The organism is Micromonospora sp. CPCC 205539, assembly GCF_036906815.1.
Classification (GTDB): domain Bacteria; phylum Actinomycetota; class Actinomycetes; order Mycobacteriales; family Micromonosporaceae; genus Micromonospora.
The window spans coordinates 451,209-468,659 of record NZ_JBAKHW010000001.1; the positions used below are offsets into that span (position 1 = coordinate 451,209).

Annotated in this window: 19 protein-coding genes; 16 read left to right on the plus strand and 3 right to left on the minus strand. The window is 69.3% G+C overall.

Going from position 1 to position 17,451, the window contains the following annotated elements:
- Nucleotides 1-71: 71 nt before the first annotated feature.
- Nucleotides 72-860, minus strand: coding sequence for a GAF and ANTAR domain-containing protein (locus tag V6V47_RS01875; RefSeq protein ID WP_334626159.1), 789 nt, complete (start codon nt 858-860; stop codon nt 72-74).
- Nucleotides 857-1,579, minus strand: coding sequence for a GAF and ANTAR domain-containing protein (locus tag V6V47_RS01880; RefSeq protein ID WP_334626160.1), 723 nt, complete (start codon nt 1,577-1,579; stop codon nt 857-859). The genes V6V47_RS01875 and V6V47_RS01880 overlap by 4 nt, the downstream gene beginning before the upstream one ends.
- 304 nt (nt 1,580-1,883) lie before the next feature.
- Here V6V47_RS01880 and V6V47_RS01885 point away from each other — a divergent pair, with 304 nt between their 5' ends.
- The 13 genes from V6V47_RS01885 (at nt 1,884) to V6V47_RS01945 (ending at nt 14,322) form a co-directional block, all read left to right on the plus strand.
- A complete protein-coding gene (locus V6V47_RS01885) occupies nt 1,884-2,309 on the plus strand; it encodes a hypothetical protein (protein ID WP_334626161.1) in 426 nt (141 codons plus the stop codon).
- Between the two features lie 105 nt (nt 2,310-2,414).
- On the plus strand, nt 2,415-3,827 hold the full coding sequence (locus tag V6V47_RS01890; protein ID WP_334626162.1) for an AI-2E family transporter: 1,413 nt from the start codon (nt 2,415-2,417) through the stop codon (nt 3,825-3,827).
- Nucleotides 3,824-4,666 (plus strand): SigB/SigF/SigG family RNA polymerase sigma factor, encoded by an 843-nt coding sequence (locus V6V47_RS01895; RefSeq protein ID WP_334626163.1) that lies wholly within the window; start codon nt 3,824-3,826, stop codon nt 4,664-4,666. Before V6V47_RS01890 ends, V6V47_RS01895 begins: the two co-directional genes overlap by 4 nt.
- Nucleotides 4,667-4,998: 332 nt before the next feature.
- Nucleotides 4,999-5,550 carry an adenylyltransferase/cytidyltransferase family protein gene (locus V6V47_RS01900; RefSeq protein WP_334626164.1) on the plus strand — a complete coding sequence of 184 codons (552 nt, stop codon included), beginning with the start codon at nt 4,999-5,001 and terminating at the stop codon, nt 5,548-5,550.
- The gene (locus V6V47_RS01905; protein ID WP_334626165.1) at nt 5,540-7,480 is read left to right on the plus strand and encodes a PEP/pyruvate-binding domain-containing protein; all 1,941 of its coding nucleotides are present in this window, start codon (nt 5,540-5,542) and stop codon (nt 7,478-7,480) included. The genes V6V47_RS01900 and V6V47_RS01905 overlap by 11 nt, the downstream gene beginning before the upstream one ends.
- Before the next feature lie 37 nt (nt 7,481-7,517).
- Nucleotides 7,518-8,438 carry a DHHA2 domain-containing protein gene (locus V6V47_RS01910; protein WP_334626166.1) on the plus strand — a complete coding sequence of 307 codons (921 nt, stop codon included), beginning with the start codon at nt 7,518-7,520 and terminating at the stop codon, nt 8,436-8,438.
- 144 nt (nt 8,439-8,582) lie between these two features.
- A complete protein-coding gene (locus V6V47_RS01915) occupies nt 8,583-9,104 on the plus strand; it encodes a GNAT family N-acetyltransferase (protein ID WP_334626167.1) in 522 nt (173 codons plus the stop codon).
- Between the two features lie 265 nt (nt 9,105-9,369).
- Complete coding sequence (locus tag V6V47_RS01920) at nt 9,370-9,960, plus strand: copper chaperone PCu(A)C (protein ID WP_334626238.1); 591 nt, start codon at nt 9,370-9,372, stop codon at nt 9,958-9,960.
- A complete protein-coding gene (locus V6V47_RS01925; RefSeq protein ID WP_334626168.1) occupies nt 9,957-11,198 on the plus strand; it encodes a Dyp-type peroxidase in 1,242 nt (413 codons plus the stop codon). The genes V6V47_RS01920 and V6V47_RS01925 overlap by 4 nt, the downstream gene beginning before the upstream one ends.
- Entirely contained in the window at nt 11,195-11,782 is a 588-nt protein-coding gene (locus V6V47_RS01930) for a copper resistance CopC family protein (protein ID WP_334626169.1), read from the plus strand. The genes V6V47_RS01925 and V6V47_RS01930 overlap by 4 nt, the downstream gene beginning before the upstream one ends.
- 170 nt (nt 11,783-11,952) lie before the next feature.
- On the plus strand, nt 11,953-12,603 hold the full coding sequence (locus tag V6V47_RS01935; RefSeq protein WP_334626170.1) for a TMEM175 family protein: 651 nt from the start codon (nt 11,953-11,955) through the stop codon (nt 12,601-12,603).
- 34 nt (nt 12,604-12,637) lie between these two features.
- The gene (locus V6V47_RS01940) at nt 12,638-13,630 is read left to right on the plus strand and encodes a DUF1152 domain-containing protein (RefSeq protein ID WP_334626239.1); all 993 of its coding nucleotides are present in this window, start codon (nt 12,638-12,640) and stop codon (nt 13,628-13,630) included.
- 101 nt (nt 13,631-13,731) lie between these two features.
- A complete protein-coding gene (locus tag V6V47_RS01945) occupies nt 13,732-14,322 on the plus strand; it encodes a DinB family protein (protein ID WP_334626240.1) in 591 nt (196 codons plus the stop codon).
- 62 nt (nt 14,323-14,384) lie between these two features.
- On the opposite strand, the gene V6V47_RS01950 is transcribed toward V6V47_RS01945, so the two are convergent.
- On the minus strand, nt 14,385-15,080 hold the full coding sequence (locus V6V47_RS01950) for a helix-turn-helix transcriptional regulator (protein WP_334626171.1): 696 nt from the start codon (nt 15,078-15,080) through the stop codon (nt 14,385-14,387).
- A gap of 49 nt (nt 15,081-15,129) precedes the next feature.
- On the opposite strand from V6V47_RS01950, the gene V6V47_RS01955 reads away from it, so the two are divergent.
- From V6V47_RS01955 to V6V47_RS01965, 3 genes are all read left to right on the plus strand, one after another.
- Nucleotides 15,130-15,876 (plus strand): alpha/beta fold hydrolase, encoded by a 747-nt coding sequence (locus tag V6V47_RS01955; RefSeq protein ID WP_334626172.1) that lies wholly within the window; start codon nt 15,130-15,132, stop codon nt 15,874-15,876.
- A 24-nt stretch (nt 15,877-15,900) separates the two neighbouring features.
- Nucleotides 15,901-16,440: an alpha/beta fold hydrolase gene (locus V6V47_RS01960; RefSeq protein ID WP_334626173.1), complete on the plus strand. Its 540-nt coding sequence runs from the start codon at nt 15,901-15,903 to the stop codon at nt 16,438-16,440.
- A 143-nt stretch (nt 16,441-16,583) separates the two neighbouring features.
- On the plus strand, nt 16,584-17,327 hold the full coding sequence (locus V6V47_RS01965) for an SDR family NAD(P)-dependent oxidoreductase (RefSeq protein WP_334626174.1): 744 nt from the start codon (nt 16,584-16,586) through the stop codon (nt 17,325-17,327).
- The last annotated feature ends 124 nt before the right edge of the window (nt 17,328-17,451 follow it).

Sequence of the window (17,451 nt, forward strand, 5' to 3'; positions counted from 1 at the left end):
GCTGCTGCCCCGGGTGGCATCCCGGCACGAGGTAGACGGCCCGTCCGTCGGCGACCGTGCCTGGCGCCCCCTCAGTCGCGGAGAACGCGGGCCAGTACGGCCGGATCCGTGACGAAGGCGCGGGCCACGTCGGTCAGTTTGCGGTTGTGGCGGCGGGCGTAACCGCGGATGAGGGCGAACGCCTCATCGACGTCGACACCGACGGCCTGCGCGACCGCCCCCTTGGCCTGTTCGATGACGATGCGGCTGTTCAATGCGCCTTGCAGTTGCTCGGTCAGGTGCTCGCCGCGCCGGATGGCGCGTTCCTGAAGCAGCCCGATCGCCGCGACATCGGCCAGGGCCTGCATCACCGGCACGTCGGTGTCCTCCAGGTCACCACCCTTGGTGCCACCGAAGACATTCAACGCTCCGATCACCTGGTGGCGCAGCCGCAGCGGGAACGCGTGCACCGACTGGAAACCGGCGGCGGTGGCACGTGGCGCGAACTGGGGCCACCGACCACCTGCTTCGCCCAAGTTGACGTTGATGACGGGCACGGCAGTCCGGAAGGCCTCCAGGCACGGACCCTCATGATTCTGCAGCTGGAACAGCTCCACCAGTTTGACGTTCTCGTTCGAGCCTGCCATGAACTCGAGCCGGCCGTGTTGATCAGCCAGGAGGAGCCCGACGGAGGCCGCGCTGACCAGGTCTGCCGCCCGATCGGTCAGCATGTGGAGAAAGTCGATCAGGTCGAAGTCGTCCACCAGGGTGTCGGCCACCTCGACAAAGATCTTCGCCATCCGTTCGGCGGAAACGATGGTCATGCTTGCCTCCCGGCTCGTCCGGCCCTCATACGCGCAGTCATCGGCATCTGGAGTCACCGCTCGTCGTGGTCGAACCGCAGCCGGCGTGCGACGACGTCGCGGGTCACGTCGCTGAGCCGGCGATCCTCGGTGTACGCGTAGGCCCGGATGCGCACCATCGCCTCAGCGAGGGTGACCCCGAGCTGCACCATGACCATTCCCTGGGCTTGGAACAACTCCGCACGGTACTCGGCCCCGTCATCGATGTCGGCGTGACCGCCGGTGGCCCGCTGCGCCTGCCGGTCGAGCAGGGCGGTCACGGTGACGTCGGTGAAGGTGAGGGCATCGGTGAGTTGAGCGTCGGTCAGTGGGCCGGCACGGTCACGGAACACGTCCAGGGCGCCCAGGCGGGCAGCACCGATCTGCAGCGGGAACGCGAACACCGCGCGCAGACCGTCCGCGTGGGCGGCAGGTGCGTAGAAGGGCCAACGACCGTCCGCGCCGTTCACGAGATCACCGAGATCGGAAATCAACACCGGGCGACGGCTGGCGAAGGCGTCGATGCAGGGTCCCTCACCGAACACGAACTGCAGCTCCTCGATACGCTCGCTGACCGGATCGGACGCGGCGGAGGCCCCCCGGACTCCGTCCTCGGTGATCACGCTGATTCCGACGCCGGACGCCGCCAACTCCTGCGCGGCGACATCGCACACCCGGCGTAGCAGGCCATCGCTGCCGCCAGACCCGTCGGGCTGCCGCAGGATGAGGTCCTTGATGACCGCAGCGCGGTCATACATGGCTCGCACCGATGTCGCGGGACGCACCGACGCACCGGCAGAGCGGTGACGTGCAGGAAATTGTGAAATGTGGATGCAGCACGACGGCACCTTCCAGGTGAGGCGCCGCCGAAGGCCGGGGCAGCAGGACTCGCAGATCCGGTTAGCTCATCGTAGGCGCGGATCGGCCGCACTGCATGGCGAGCCGTTTCGACATTGACTGAGCTTTCGCGCAGCGGGTCGTTGCGCGGTAGCATTCAGAAACGGTCCGAGGTGGGCCGTTGCCCTAGCCCCCGGCATAGTCACATCATGCCGAGGTGAGGCTATGGCCCAGGTATCGGGCGATCACTTCTCCATCACCGTCCTGGCCGCCCCAGAGGTTCCCACCGCTTTGGTCTGCCTCGCGGGCGAGATCGACCTGGCGGCCAACTCGGCGTTATCGGCCGTGGCCGACCGCCTGTCCGCCATCGCGCCGACCCAGATCGTCGTTGACGTGGCTGAGGTCACCTTCGCCTGCTCCACCCTGCCGAATTTCCTGGCCCGGGTGCACCTCAATCTTCCCGACCGCTCCGCACTGCTCGTGTGCCGTCCTACGACCAGCATCCAGCGGTTGCTGGATCTGACAGACGCGGGGCACATCGCGACTCTGCGCGACGATCTGCCACCGTCTGATTCCTGGGCGCCGACCAAGGGCTCAAGACGGCTCGAGTCCGAGGATGTCGCGCCGGCGGTCTCCGGCCGCATCGGCTGACTCCACCTTTCGGCGGCGCTCTTTCTGCCGGGCCCGCCGCCGCTTCCAGCTCTCGCTCGCCGCACCGAAACGCTGGTCCGGCGGACACCACCTTGAGGAGTTTCGATGCCCGTACCATCTCCTGGCCCCACAGATCCGGTCACCACCTGGGCGGACACCGCCCGGCGACGCGCACGCAACCGCCTCGCCGTAGCGCGGCGGGGGTGGGAGCCGCCGCCGTTCACCGCCGGGCCGCAGCTCGGGGACACGTCGGCGCCGGTCATGGTCGTCAAGCAGGCACCGACCGTCGACGACGGTCTTCCCCGCGGAGTCCGCACGGCGGCAGCCTGGGCGTGGCGGGTCGTCCTGTTCATCGGTGCGACGTACCTGATCATCCGAGTCGTTGGCGCGTTGCGCGTAGTGGTCATCCCCGTCGCGGTCGCCCTGCTACTGGCCGCGCTGTTCGAGCCGATGGCCGCGGCGCTCCGTCGGCGAGGCATGAATCGGTCCATGGCCGCGGTGCTGGTTCTCGTCGCCGGTCTGACCGTGGTCTTCGGCGGCCTCGCACTCATCGTGCAAACCTTCATCTCGCAACTGGACGACCTGAGCACGCAGGTGGGCGAGGGCGTCGACCAGATCCAGACGTGGCTGGCGCAGGGCCCGCTGCATCTGTCCCAGACCCAACTCAGCGACGCTGTCGACCGCCTCCAGGCCTCGGTCACCGACAACCAGGCCGCCCTCACCTCCGGCGCGTTGAACACGGCCGCCACCATCGGTGAAGTAGCGGCCGGATTCTTCCTCGTCCTGTTCACGCTGTTCTTCTACCTCCGCGACGGCGGTCAGATCTGGGCCTTCCTCTGCCGGTTGCTCCCCCGGAACGCCCGCATCCCGACCGCTCGGGCCGGGCACTACGCCTGGCACACCCTGGTCTCCTACGTACGCGCCACCGTCCTGGTGGCGCTCGTCGACGCGGTCGGCATCGGCATCGGCCTCGCGGTGCTGGGCATCCCCCTCGCGCTGCCACTGGCCGCGCTGGTGTTCCTCGGCGCATTCATTCCGGTCGTCGGCGCGACCATCACCGGAGTCGTCGCCGTCCTCGTCGCGCTGGTCACCGAGGGGCCGGTCAGCGCGTTGATCATCCTCGGCGTCGTCATCGCGGTCCAGCAGGTCGAAGGACACCTGCTCCAGCCGCTCATCATGGGACGCGCGGTCGCTCTGCACCCGCTCGCGGTGATCCTCGCCATCGCCACCGGCGTCCTCGTCGCCGGAATTGTCGGCGGCCTGGTCGCCGTCCCACTGCTCGCCGTGCTCAACACCGCCATCCGCTACCTGGCCCACCACCCCGCAGGCGAGCCGACCCCCGATCGCACACCGCCGGGTACCCGGCCGACCGACGACGAGCAGGCCGATATCGAAGAGGCTGCCGACCGAGCCGACCAGCAGGCCGACCCCGCAGCGCCGCCTCCGGTAGCCACGTCCGTCGGGGTACGCGAGGACACCAACGACCAGCAGCCGCTCACATCGGCGAGGACCACATGACCCGGGGCGCGAGGTCCGGTCTTCCCGTGACCGCCAGTCCCCCGGCAGCTGCCACGTCACATCCCGCGAGCCGATCGAGTCGCCGCAGTGCGGCCAATGGGGATGACCTGCTACAGGAGGTGGCCTCGACGGCCATCGGGGATCCTCACCGACCGGCGCTGCGAGAACGCGCGATCGAGGCGTGGCTGCCGCTGGCCAACAACCTCGCCAAGCGCTACGCCGGCCGCGGCGAGCACATCGACGACCTGATCCAGACCGCCGCAGTCGGCCTGGTGAAGGCGATCGACCACTTCGACGACAACCGGGGCGTGGACTTCACGGCGTACGCCATCCCGACCATCCTGGGTGAACTCAAACGCCACTTCCGCGACCGCGCCTGGGCCGTCCGGGTGCCCCGCCGCCTCCAGGAACTCCGCCTGGCGATCAGCGCGGCGAACAGCACCCTGACCCACGCACTGGGGCGCTCCCCGAAGGTTGCCGACATCGCCACCTACCTCGGCGTCACCGAAGAGGCGGTACTGGAGGGCATCGAGGGCGCCCGCGCCTACCGGACCACCTCGCTCTCCACCCCACTCGGCACCGACAGCACCACCGAACTCGGCGACACCCTGGGCACCACCGAGCACGACTACGAACTGGTCGAACTGCACGTCGCCCTCACACCAGCGATGGCCGCCCTCCCCGACCGCGAGCGCAAGATCCTCACTATGCGCTTCTACGGCAACATGACCCAGGCCCAGATCGCCGAGCAGGTCGGCGTCTCCCAGATGCACGTGTCCCGCCTGATCGCCACAGCCCTGGCCAGGCTGCACGGCTACCTCACCGACGACGTCCGCTAGGGGGCGGTCGCACCGCCTCCGCAACGCCACGCTGACGGCCGACAGGCAGACCCGCTGCGGAGAGCGGCGACGCTGCCAGATCGGCCTGTTCGGACGATCACTCAGGATCGTCATCGGTGAATACGATCGGGACATCGTGTCACACGGGGGCCAAGCGCACGGGAGCCGCCGCGCCACCGGGCCGACCCCCACCACGTCGTCAGGTGCACCCCCGCAGGGCCGCATTCGATTGCGGACATGTCCTGAACCGCCAACCGGGCGTCGACGGGGCGGGCGCGACCCGACGCCGAGCCAGACCGATCGAGGACAGGCCGATTCGAGGTGATGCACCCGTGCTAGCGCAGCGACAGTTTGGTCTCGTCCTGGGTCGCTTTCAGCCTGTGCACCTCGGCCACGTCGAATACCTGCGGGCGGCCAAGCAGCGATGTACGCGGCTCGTCATCGGCATCACCAACCCAGACCTGCATGAGCTCGGGGTGACCACCGATGATCCGGCGCGCGGGGCCAGCCGGAACAACCCCTTCACGTACCACCAGCGGGCGATGATGGTGGAGGCCGCCTGCCTGGACGACGGTTGGGCGTCCGGCGACCACCTCATCGTCCCGGCGCCGATCAACCAGCTCGACCGGCTGACGCAGTATCTCCCCCCGCCCGATCAGGCCACCTTCTTCGTCACCATCTACGACGAGTGGGGCGAGTCCAAGAAACGCCGCCTGGAAGGACTCGGGTACCCGGTCGAGACGCTGTGGCGGCGCACGATGGAGGAGCGGCTGACCTCGGGCACGGAGATCAGGACGGCCCTGCGGGCCGGCTCGTCGGAGTGGAGGCGGTACGTCCCCGCGCGGGTCGCCCCGCTGCTCGAAAGCTACGCCCGTGACATCTGACGTCGGCGGTGCGCACGTGATCCGGTCGCTGCGCCGGGAGCTGCCGCCGCAGCGTCGAAGCTGGGGCGAGAAGGCGTGGAACCTGCGGCGCCTGGCCGAGGCGGGGATCGCCGTGCCGCCCGCTGTTGTCGTCCCCGCCGACGTGCCGCTGCCGTCGCCGGCCGAGCTGCGGGCCGCGCTGGGAGTGCTCTTCGACGGCCCGACGATGCCCGACCGTGCTCCCTTGGCCATCAGGAGTTCCGCGTACGGCGAGGACAGCTCCCGCCAGTCCCTGGCGGGATCCTTCGTGACGGTGCTCGACGAGATGACCGCCGCAGAGGCGGTGCGGGCCATGGCGACGGTGCGGGGCAGCGCCGCAGGCAGGCAGACCGGCGTCATCGCGCAGCGGATGATCGACTGCGCCTTCGCCGGGGTCCTCTTCTCGGCGCATCCCATCTCCTACGACCGACGTCGCCTGGTGCTTGCCGGGACTCGCGGCCGCGGCGACGATTTCGTCGCCGGCCGGATCGCCGGCGAGTACGTCGAGCTGCCGAGGACCGGTGACATTCCGGACCAGGTCGCCGGCCCCTTCGCGGAGATGCTTTCGCAGGTGGCCGAGCTTCGGCAGGTCTGCCTGCGCGTCGAGGCGCTCTGGGGGGCGCCGGTGGATCTGGAATGGGCAGTCGAGACGGGGACGGGGAAGGTCTGGCTGCTACAGGCGCGGCCGGTGGTCCTGCCCGCCCGCGACGAGGTCGAACTCACCAGTGTCGAGGCGATCGACTCGCTGCCCAGGATCGTCGCCGGGCACTCCAAGCTGGCGCTGCGTCGCACGGCGCTGCGGGCCGGCGTGCCGATGTCGCGGGCTGCAGCGCTGGTCGCTCACAGCGGCGCCAACGGCCACGACCTGGGCTTCCGGCCGAGCCCGCAAACCGCCGGCCTCAGCGTGGTCCTGCTCTCTCCGGAGAGAGTCGACGACAGCGTGGTACGAGAGTTCGCCGCGACGCGCCACGACGATGTCGAGCTTTTCACCAAAGAACGCCAGCGGTACGCGATCCGCCGATACCCAGGATTTCGGGACGTGGCGTCGACCGTGAGCGCCGTCCTCGAGAAGGGTCTCGGGACCGCGTGGTTGTCGGTCTGCCTGGTGCAGGAGATCTACGACGCGCCGTGGACGGGCATCCTCCGCAGAACCGCCGACGGGTACCTGGTCGAGCTGGCGCAGGGCCACTTCGTACCGAAGGGTGTCGTAGTCACGTCGCGTTACATCCTGGACACCACGCTGCGGATCGCGTCGCGGGACTGCCCCGACCAGGCGATCGCGTACCGCTTCGCCGACGGGCACGTCCTGCGCGAGGAGCAGCCCGCCCGGCACCTGCCCAGCGACCCGCAACTGGTCGACGGTGTCACGCAACTGCTACCGATCTTCGAGACGATCGAGGACGGCGCATTGGAGTTCGGATTTCTGGAGGATCGGGGTTCGGTCAGCGCGTATCTGATCGACGTTGCCGAGACGGATCGGCCGACGGATCGACTGGACACGGGCCTGATCGCCACCGGTGTCATCTCGGCGGGGCGGGCCCGGGGTCGGGCCACGGTTGTCGGGGCCCGTCAGGCGAGCACCTCATTGAACGCTCACCTGCACGACCGGCTCGCCGACGACGACCGCCTCGTCGACATGGTGTTCCTGGCTGAATGGGCTTCGACCGACCTGCTGCCGTTGATATACAGGTGCGGTCGGGGAACCGGCTTCGTCTTCGGCAACGGCTCGGTGCTCGGTCACGTCGGCGTCGTGCTGCGGGAGCTCGGTGTGCCCGCCGTCGTCGTCGGCCCGGAGAGATGGCGTGATCTGACGTCGTCGGGCGTCGGTGTGCTCCACGTGGACGCGCTCTCCGGCGGATTGCCCGCCCGGAACCGGGCCTTCCTCGACGTCGACCGGGTGCCGGGGTCGTGACGGCGAGCGGCAGCGCGCGACGGAGAGGGGTTCGCACGTGGTGGGCGTTGCGACGTCGTACGCCAATCCCGACACCGACGGGGTCGCCGGCTGCGTGGCCCTGGTCGGCCTCGCCGGGTCCCTCGGGTTTCCCGGCACGCTCTCCGTGGTGTTGGACGGGGCCATCAACGGCGAGACCAAAGAGTTGTTCTCCTTCGCCGGCGTGGCGCTGCCCCCCACCACGCCACCGGAGACCTACGACGGGATAGCGCTGGTCGACACCCATCATCCGCGACAATTGCCCGCCTGGGTCCGGCCCGTCCAGGTGCGGGCGGTGATCGACCACCATCCCGGTGGCGATCCGGCAGCCTTCCCGAACGCCCACATCGACAACCAGGCCGTCGGGGCGGCGTGCACGCTGATAGCCGAACGGTACGTCGCCAGCGGGGCCGCGCTCCAGGTGCCGGTCGCGGTGCTGCTCCAGGGCGGCATCCTGAGCAACACCCTCGAATTCGTGGCGCCCTCGACCACCGGCCGGGACCGGGCCGCGATCAATCGTCTCGACGTGCTCACCGGCTGCGGCGACGAGCTCGCCGCCCTGCTACGCGCCGCACGGGCCCGGTTCGTGGAGGGCCCTACCGAGGCGATAATCGCGGCCGACATCAAGACCTTCGACCACCGGGGTCTGCAACTGGGCCTGAGCCAGCTCGAGGCCCCCGGCGCGTCCACGATTGCGCGGCGGAGTGACTTCTGGCCGGCCTATCACCGCGTACGTAGTACGAGAGGGTTGGACGTCCTGGTCGTGAACCTCGCGGACCTCGCCGCCTCGGCGAGCGTGCTCGCGGTCTCCGACCCGGCCTGGCAGGCCCGGCTGGCAAAGCGGCACGGCATCAGCTTCGACGCTGGTGTCGGCTGGACCGGCGAGGTGTTCCTGCGTAAGACGCACCTCGTGCCGATGCTGATCGGCGAGGGCCTCTGACCCGGCAGCTCGCACGGTGTTCGGACCGACGCGGCCACACTTGCCGACGCCGACAGACCCTTCGGACGGACCAACTGTGGCGCACAACTGATCTGGATGCGTGCAGGCTGGCTGAGCCGCCAGGCCAGTAATACCGTCGGCCACATGCCCGAACTGATACTGCCTACCACCGATCTGCACGCTGCCTTTCTGGAGTGCCGCGACGACTGGGGCCCCGGCCTGCACGAGGACGGCTTCGGCTTGAGGGCCGACGACGACGTGGACTCACCCGATGGCTTCGCCGCTTGGGTGCACCAGCGGGTCCGGCTGGCCCATCCGACGGGGACACCGTGCCCGGACGAGAAGCACGGCTCTCCTCGGTGGATCGTCGAAGACGGTCAGGTTCTCGGCGGGATCACCCTGCGGCACGCATTCGACGACAGGATCGGGCACATCGGCTACGGCGTACGCCCGTCCGCGCGCCGTCGCGGCCTGGCCAGTTGGGCGCTGGGCGAAATGCTCAAGGAGGCTCGGGCTGCCCTGGGCCTGGACCGTGTCCTCATCCCGTGCCTCGCGGACAACCGCGCCTCGGCACGCACGATCGAGCGCAACGGCGGCGTTCTCGAGAGCATCCGCGACACCGGGCACGGCCCAGTGCGACGTTACTGGATCACTCTGCTGCGGTGATCCCCGACCGAGAACGCTGCCGTCCGGGGCGCTCGGCGCCCCACTCGCCGGGGCGGTGATCGACGCCGCCGCCCCCACCGCTGCGCGGACGTCCGATTCCGGCCCCGTCCGATCATCGATGCAGACGAGTGCGTTCCGAGGTCTGGTCACTCGGCGGCCGCCCGCCGACGACACGCCGCACCCGGGCTCCGTCAGCCGTACCGGAACTTTTCCGCGGGTGGCACCGACCAATCTCACGCCAGACCCGTTATCGAAGGGACCGTTCATGCCCAGCACCACCCGTTTCGGCTCGCGTCACCGTTCAGCCGCTCTGGTCGCTACCGCCGCACTTCTGGCGGCTGGTGTCGCCGGCTGCGGGTCGTCTGACGCCTCTACGGCCGCCGCCTCCAGCCCTTCGGTGTCCGCATCGGCCAGCACCACCGCGGGCGTGGTCGGCATCCGCGACCCGTGGGTCAAGGCCGCTGACAAGGGCATGACCGCGGCGTTCGGCACTTTGGTCAACGACGCCGACACCGACGTCACGATCACCGGCGCCTCCACCGAGGCCTCCCCCATGGAACTGCACGAGATGACCATGAAGGACGGGAAGATGGTCATGCAGGCGAAGCCGGGCGGCATCGTGATCAAGGCGAAGAGCACCCACGTCCTGGAGCCCGGCGGCGACCACCTGATGCTGATGGACGTCAAGCGGCCGGTACAGGCCGGCGACGAGTTGTCCTTCACGCTCACCTTCGCCGACGGCAGGACCCAGACGTTCTCCGCGGTCGCCAAGCCGTTCACCGGCGCCCAGGAGAGCTACGCGCCCGGCCACGGGGCGAACCCGACGCCGGGGATGAGCATGAGCCCGGCTTCATGAGTCAGGTACCCGCACCCCGCCCGGTGAGCAGACGGGGCCTGCTCACCGGCGGGGCCCTCGCCGCCGGAGGTGCGCTCGCCGGTGTCGCCGGAGTCACCGTGATCGGCGACCAGCAGGCCGAGGATCGCGCCGACAGCCTGACCGGGGCCGTGCCCGTCGCCGCCGTCGGCACCACGGTGGAGCCGTTCCATGGGCCCCGGCAGGCCGGTGTCGCGACCGATCCGCAGGCCCACGCGTCGTTCGTGGCGCTCGCCCTGCGCCCCGACGTCGACCGGGCCGCGGCGGGTCGGATGCTGCGGCTGCTCACCGACGACGCAGCCCGCCTCACCCAGGGACAGCCCGCTCTGGCCGACACCGAGGCCGAACTCGGGCTGCTGCCCGCACGACTGACCGTGACCTTCGGATTCGGCCCCGGCCTGTACCGTGCCGCCGGGGTTGACGACCGGCGGCCGGCATCGGTGGCCGACCTGCCGTCGTTCCGCATCGACCGGCTCCAGCCGGCCTGGTGCGGCGGCGACCTGCTACTGCAGATCTGCGCCGACGATCCCATCACCGTCGCGCACGCCCAGCGGGTCCTGATCAAGGACAGCCGGCCCTTCGCCACCGTCCGCTGGGTCCAACAGGGCTTCCGCCGCAGCCCCGGCGTCGAGCCGGACGGCCGCACCCAACGCAATCTGTTCGGCCAGCTCGACGGGACCGCCAATCCCCTGCCCGGAACACCGATGGACGCCGCCGTCTGGGTGCCGGACGGCCCGGCATGGCTACGCGACAGCACGACTCTGGTCGTACGGCGGATCAGCATGAACCTGGAGACCTGGGACCTGCTCGGTCGCCCCGATCGGGAACTCGCCAGCGGCCGTCGCCTCGACACCGGCGCTCCACTCACCGGCACCGCCGAACACGACGAACCCGACTTCGCCGCCACCGACGCGGACGGGCTCACCGTCATCCCCGACTTCTCCCACCTCACCCGCGCGCACGTCACCGACGACCGACAGAGGATCCTGCGCCGGCCGTACAACTACGACGGCGCTCCGACAGCGGAGGGCCATGCTGACAGCGGATTGATCTTCACCTCGTACCAGGCTGACATCGCTCGACAGTTCCTGCCCATCCAACGCCGGCTGGCCGAGCGCGACCTACTCAACGAATGGACCACCCCGATCGGGTCCGCTGTCTTCGCCATCCCACCCGGCTGCCCGTCCGACGGCTGGATCGGCGAGCAGGTCCTCGGATGAAACACTCCATGACCGTCCCGTCGTCTCGTCCCCGCGCCGTCCGGCTCGGTGCCGCGGCACTCGCCGCCCTGGTCGTCCTGCTCATCCCGGCCACCCCGGCGTGGGCGCACAACTCGCTCCGGTCGGCGTCTCCCACCCCGGACGCGATACTTCCCAGCGCACCCACCGAGGTCATGCTCGAGTTCATGCAGCGGCTCGATCCCGCGTTCACCACCATCGTCCTCACCGACTCGGCCAAGCGGAGGATCTCGACCGGCGACCCGGTGGTCGCCGGAGTGAAGAGCACGGTCCAGGTGACGGGCACCCTGCCCAACGGCACGTACAGGGTCGGCTACCGGGTGGTCGCCGCCGACGGTGATCCGGTGCAAGGGTCGTACCCGTTCACGGTGGCCGACCCTTCGGCCAGCGCCGCGCCATCCGGCGACGGCGCAACCGGCCAGGATGCCAGCTCGTCGACCACTGCGGCGGTGGAGCCCGGCGGCGGCCCGGGCGTCGGTCTCCTCGTCGGCGGCGGCACGCTGGCCGCGCTCTCGGTGGTGGCCGCCGGGCTGCTGTGGCGGCGGACTGCTCGTCGCCGACCGTAGACCCTGTTACCCGCCCTGGAGACGAGTTCCCCCGCGGCGAGGGCGACTCGGGCCCCGGCGGCGCCGGGGGGGGGGGGGGGGGGGGGGGCAGAATCACCCTCCCTCCCCCCGGTCGCGCCCGGCACGGCGAGCAAGAGCAGCGAAATCCGGCCTGTGACCTAAATTGGGGCATGCCCTCCGAAAGAGACATCCCGCGGCTCGCGCGTCGTCCGGGCCGACTCGCGTCCTTCAGCGACGGTGTCTTCGCCATCGCCGTCACGCTCCTCGTGCTGGAGATCCAACCGCCGAAGGACTTCGGGCATCTCGTGCGAGGGCTCGGGGCGTTGTGGCCGTCGTACCTGGCGTACACGCTGAGCTTCCTGCTCATCGGGCAGGTGTGGGTCAATCACCACGTCATGTTCGACCGCGTCCGGCATGTCGGCCGTGCGGCCCTCTTCCTCAACACGTTGCTCCTGATGGTCATCGCGTTCCTGCCGTTCTCCACATCCCTGCTCGCCGGCGCGTTACGCGCGGAACAGGGCCTGCGGACGGCGGTCATCGTCTACGGCACCACACTGTGGCTCGCGGCAGCCCTGTTCAACGTCATTTGGGCCCATCTCCGCCACGCCAAACTGCTGGACCCCAGCCTTGGCCCCGCCGGCGTCCAGGCCATCGGCCGCCGCTTCGCGCTCGCGCTGCTCTGGATCGGCGGCGGCATCCTCGTCGGCGCTTTCGCGCCGATCGCGGGCGTCACCATCATCGCCCTCTTCCTACCCGCCTATTACCTACCCATCCGCGGCGAGTACGGCGAGGACAAGGAGACCACCGACCAGCCCGGCTGACCCGACTGTCCCCGTCAGTGATCATTGAGCGGTGATGACCCCTGCCGCGCTGTCTGCCGATCCTGGCGCGTTCTCGTTGACCGTTCCACCACTGTTTGCCGCGCTGGCACCGGCGCGGAGCATCCTCATCGCCGGAGCGGGCGGGGGGTTCGATGTGTACGCGGGCCTACCCTTGGCGTTCGCCCTCTGGCGCGCCGGAGCGCAGGTGCACCTGGCCAGCCTCTCCTTCTCGGAACTCGAGTTGATCAATCAGGACGCCTGGGTAGCGGAGCACGTCGCGGCGGTACGGCCGGACACCACCAGCCCCGACTGGTACTTCCCCGAACGAACGCTCGCCCGATGGCTGGCGGCGCAGGAACTGCCGTCGACGGTGTACGCCTTTCCGCCGCTCGGTGTCCAGCCGCTACGGACGGCGTACCGGCACCTGGTGGAACAACTCGACATCGATGCGGTGGTGCTGGTGGACGGCGGCACCGATGTCCTGCTGCGTGGCGACGAGAGCGATCTCGGCACTCCGGTGGAGGACATGACCAGCGTGGCCGCCGTGGCCGCGCTGGACGTGCCGGTCAAACTGGTGACCAGTCTCGGCTTTGGCATCGACGCCTACGACGGCGTCAATCACGTCCAGGTGCTGGAGAACCTCGCCGCGCTCGACCGCGATGGCGGCTACCTCGGCGCTCTGTCCATCCCCGGTTCCAGCCGGGAGGCCGAGCTTTACCGCGATGCCGTCGCCGACGCGCAGACCGCCACCCCGGAGCGCCCGAGCATCGTTCAAGGACAGATCGCCGCCGCCACCAGCGGTGCGTTCGGGGACGTCCGATTCACCCGACGCACTGGCGGCGGCGAACTGTTCGTCAACCCGCTGATGGCGATCTACTTCACCGTCGACCTCGACAAACTCGCCGCCCGATGCCTGTACCTCGACCGCATCGAGAACACCATCGGCAGACGACAGGTCATCACACGCATCCAAGCGTTCCGCGACGAACTCCTCAGCGCACGTGTCCCCCGCGCGTTCCCCCACTGAGCGCTCAGGCAGCGGAGACGAGGAAGTGGCTCACCCGGCGGGGCTGATCGTGCACGCGGCAGCTCGCACGAATGTCCGACCCGTGGGGCAGTCTGGCGGGCATGGCTGATCTCAGTGACCCGAAGGCAGCACTGCACCACTACCTGCAGGCGAACCGCGACGACCTCATCTGGAAGCTCGACGGACTGACCGAACGCGAGGCCAGGCTCCCCCGCACCGCAACCGGCAACAACCTCCTGGGAGTTCTCAAGCACTGCCTCAACGTCGAAGCCGGCTACTTCGGGCCCACCTTCGGGCGCGAGTTCCCGACGCCCGAGGAACTGGTCCCGATGCAGGCGTACGACGACGATCCGCAGGCAGACTGGTACGCGCGGGAGGACGAGACGAAAGACGGGCTGATCGACCTGTACCGCCGTGTCGGGGCGTTCGCGGATCAGACGATCGACCAGTTACCGCTCGACGCGCCGGGGCGAGTGCCGTGGTGGCAGCCTGGTCGTCAGGACGTGACGCTGCAAAGGATCATCATCCACGTGACCGGCGACCTCGCTCGTCACGCCGGTCACGCCGATGTGATGCGCGAACAGCACGACACCGCGATCGGCTTGCGGCGGGACAACACCAACATCCCGGACGACTATGACTGGCCGGCGTACGTCACCAAGCTGACCAGACTCGCTGACCGGTTCGCATAGCCAGCGGCAGCGCCGCACCCTTACGGCGGTCGTGGTGGGCCGGTGACTTCACGTCACGGGCGCTAAAAGGCGGCGATGGCCTGTGCGGTTGCCGGCGGAGTGCCGATGTCGTCGACTGCGATCGAGGCGGATGGTTCGGTGGTCAGACGGGCGGCCATCATGCGGTCGAGGCGAAACCAGCGGATCGCTTCGCGGCTGCGGCAGTACCCCACGAGATACCACTGTCCCGCGGTGCGGGCGAGTGCCACCGGGTCGATGCGCCGCTCGGTCTGCCTGTTGTGTCGGTCGCGGTAGTTCACGACGAGGACCCGTTGCTCGTGCAGCGCACGCTCGACGGCGCGGCGACTTCGGGCGTCGCTCGCCGGCTCGGTGTGGTCGATCCATACGCGGTCGTTCGTTACGGTGGCGCGTTCTCGGGCCGGCGTGTCCATGACGCTCAAGGCCTTGACCAGCGCCGCACGGGCGTAACCATCGAAGGGCTGTCCCCGGTGGGCTGCCACGGCCGCGGCGAGCCCCGCGACCTCGGCGGCCGTGAAGTTGACCGGCGGCAGTGTGGCGGCCTTGTCGACGACATAGCCCCCGCCGGGCCCAGGACGCGCCCAGACCGGGAAACCCCCGTGCTGCAGGGTCGAGACGTCACGCTTGATCGTCCGTGCGCTGACCCCGAAGACCTCGGCGAGACGTTCGGCGGTGCGCCCGGCGCTGCCGGCACGCCGTAGTTCTTCCCTCAGCGCGTAGAGCCGGTCCGTGCGGTTCATCCGAAAATGGTGACACACCAGTGACACGACTGTTGGCGAGGATGCAGTCATGAGCACCCATCACGCGATCCTGTTCATCAGCGGCGCCGGCCTACCGGCGTGGATCTGGGACGATGTCCAGCAGCTCCTCGACCGGTCGCACCACGTCAGCGTCGCCGCTCGACCGACTCGGCTCGCCGGGGCCGGCTTGCGTGACTATGCCGAGGCTGCCATCGGCTCCGCGCCGAGCGGCAGATTCGCGGTCGTCGCGCATTCGGCCGGCGGTGTGATCGGCACTGAAGTCGCCCGGCTCGCACCCGAACGCGTCAGCGCGCTGCTGGCCGTGACCGCTGTGATCCCGAAGCCCCGAGGATCGTTCCTCTCTGCGATGCCGGCACCGAACCGGTGGGTGCTGGGCACGGTGATGCGGCTCGCCGGGACTCGTCCACCGAACGCGGCGATCCGGCGCGGTCTCGCTCACGGTCTCGACGCCCAGACCACCGACCGCATCATCGCGGACTTCGCCACCGAGTCACGTGGCCTCTACCACGACACGATCGCCCGCCATTCCTGGAACGGCCGGCGCGGCTACGTCTTCACCGATCGGGACCGCGAACTGCCGATGGCCGTGCAGCGGCGGTCTGCTCAGCGACTCGGCCCCGATTGGACCGACCGCCTCGACACCGGGCATGTACCCATGATCGAAAATCCAGACGCGCTGGCCGACTCGATCGCCGAATTCCTTGCAGCCGACCCCGGCCCGCACCTGCCGGGCGTTGACACACAGGGCTCCACGTGCGCGGATCACGTGGTTTGATCATGTAGTCGATCCGAGGGGGACATGGTGGGCCGCAGCGCGATCATCCTGCACGGGACCGGCGGCAACCCCGACGTGTGCTGGTATCCCTGGCTGGCGGGGCGGCTCGCGGCCCGGGGGTACGCCGTCGAGGTGCCGCACTACCCGGGCATCAACGTCGAGCCGATCGCCACGTTTCTGCCGAAGGTGCTGAACGGGCACACCTTCGATCAGGACACCGTCCTCGTCGGCCATTCCGGCGGTGCGGCCCTCCTCCTCGCGCTCCTGGAGCATCTCGACGTCACCGTGGCCCAGGCGATCCTGGTCGCTGGGTACTGCACCCGTCCCAACACTGCGGAGGAACCGGTCCTCCAACCCGCCTACGACTGGTCGGCGATCCGGTCACACGTGCGGGACATCTCCTTCATCAACTCACGCGAGGATCCGTACGGCTGCGACGACCGACAGGGCCGCGCCATGTTCGAGCGGCTCGGCGGCACCCAGATCGTGCGCGACGACGGGCACTTCGGTGACTACAACCAGCCGTACGAGCGATTCGAACTGCTCGACCTGCTCATCCCCTGACGCTGACGCTGACGACGCGACGGCACCGTGCCGGTGGACCTCGACCGGTCGCACGCTTCGCGACGTGGGCCGGCACCGGGGCGACGAACGCCGCGTCCGATCACCGCCAGACGACCATGCTCTGATCGACCAGGCTTTGCGTCATGAACAACGCACTTGACGGCAAGGTAGCTCTCGTTACGGGCGGCGGTCGTGGCATCGGCGCCGCCGTGGCGCTGCGCCTGGCCGAGGAAGGCGCCGACGTGGCGCTGACGTTCCAGCAGAATCAACAACACGCCAACGACGTGGTGGACCAGATCAAGGCCGCAGGACGGCGGGCGATCGCCCTGCAGGCGGACAGCGCGGACCCGGCGGCGGTCATCTCCGCAGTTGACCGGGTCGCCGGTGAACTGGGTCGCTTGGACATCCTGGTCAACAACGCCGGGGCGTTTCTGCTCGGACCGCTCGACCAACTGAGCTTGGAAGACTTCGAACAGACCGTCGCGGTCAACGTCCGGGCGCCGTTCGTGGCCGCACAGGCAGCGGTGCCCCACATGTCGGCAGGTGGGCGGATCATCAACATCGGCAGTAACGTGGCCGAGCGCGCGGTCTTCCCCGGCTTCTCCCTCTACGCGATGAGCAAGACAGCGCTGATCGGTCTGACCAAGGCGCTCGGCCGCGAACTCGGCGACAGGGCCATCACCGTGAACCTGGTGAATCCCGGACCAACGGACACCGACCTGAACCCAGCCGACGGCCCCAACGCCGACACGGTCAAGGGGTTGACCGCCCTCGGCCACTACGCCGCGCCAGCCGACATAGCCGCCGCAGTGGCATTCCTCGCCAGCTCGAACGGCCGTTACATCACCGGCGCGACGCTCAACGTCGACGGCGGCTTCACCATCTGATAGTCGACTCGCCGCCGTCCCGTCCTCCTTGCGCACGTCTGCGGCCCGTCCCCCTGCAATGGGGGGCGGGCCGTACCTGCCAGGCGGGCGGGCGACATGACGTGAGGCGCCCTTGCGGCGCGAG

Excerpts from the sequence above, each read along its gene's own strand:
- V6V47_RS01895 (WP_334626163.1), top strand. The coding sequence starts at position 3,824 with ATGACCCGGGGCGCGAGGTCCGGTCTTCCCGTGACCGCCAGTCCCCCG.
- V6V47_RS01915 (WP_334626167.1), top strand. The coding sequence starts at position 8,583 with ATGCCCGAACTGATACTGCCTACCACCGATCTGCACGCTGCCTTTCTG.
- V6V47_RS01955 (WP_334626172.1), top strand. The coding sequence starts at position 15,130 with ATGAGCACCCATCACGCGATCCTGTTCATCAGCGGCGCCGGCCTACCG.
- V6V47_RS01930 (WP_334626169.1), top strand. The coding sequence starts at position 11,195 with ATGAAACACTCCATGACCGTCCCGTCGTCTCGTCCCCGCGCCGTCCGG.
- V6V47_RS01880 (WP_334626160.1), bottom strand. The coding sequence starts at position 1,579 with ATGTATGACCGCGCTGCGGTCATCAAGGACCTCATCCTGCGGCAGCCC.
- V6V47_RS01885 (WP_334626161.1), top strand. The coding sequence starts at position 1,884 with ATGGCCCAGGTATCGGGCGATCACTTCTCCATCACCGTCCTGGCCGCC.
- V6V47_RS01950 (WP_334626171.1), bottom strand. The coding sequence starts at position 15,080 with ATGAACCGCACGGACCGGCTCTACGCGCTGAGGGAAGAACTACGGCGT.
- V6V47_RS01890 (WP_334626162.1), top strand. The coding sequence starts at position 2,415 with ATGCCCGTACCATCTCCTGGCCCCACAGATCCGGTCACCACCTGGGCG.
- V6V47_RS01935 (WP_334626170.1), top strand. The coding sequence starts at position 11,953 with ATGCCCTCCGAAAGAGACATCCCGCGGCTCGCGCGTCGTCCGGGCCGA.
- V6V47_RS01945 (WP_334626240.1), top strand. The coding sequence starts at position 13,732 with ATGGCTGATCTCAGTGACCCGAAGGCAGCACTGCACCACTACCTGCAG.
- V6V47_RS01920 (WP_334626238.1), top strand. The coding sequence starts at position 9,370 with ATGCCCAGCACCACCCGTTTCGGCTCGCGTCACCGTTCAGCCGCTCTG.
- V6V47_RS01960 (WP_334626173.1), top strand. The coding sequence starts at position 15,901 with ATGGTGGGCCGCAGCGCGATCATCCTGCACGGGACCGGCGGCAACCCC.
- V6V47_RS01925 (WP_334626168.1), top strand. The coding sequence starts at position 9,957 with ATGAGTCAGGTACCCGCACCCCGCCCGGTGAGCAGACGGGGCCTGCTC.
- V6V47_RS01965 (WP_334626174.1), top strand. The coding sequence starts at position 16,584 with ATGAACAACGCACTTGACGGCAAGGTAGCTCTCGTTACGGGCGGCGGT.
- V6V47_RS01940 (WP_334626239.1), top strand. The coding sequence starts at position 12,638 with ATGACCCCTGCCGCGCTGTCTGCCGATCCTGGCGCGTTCTCGTTGACC.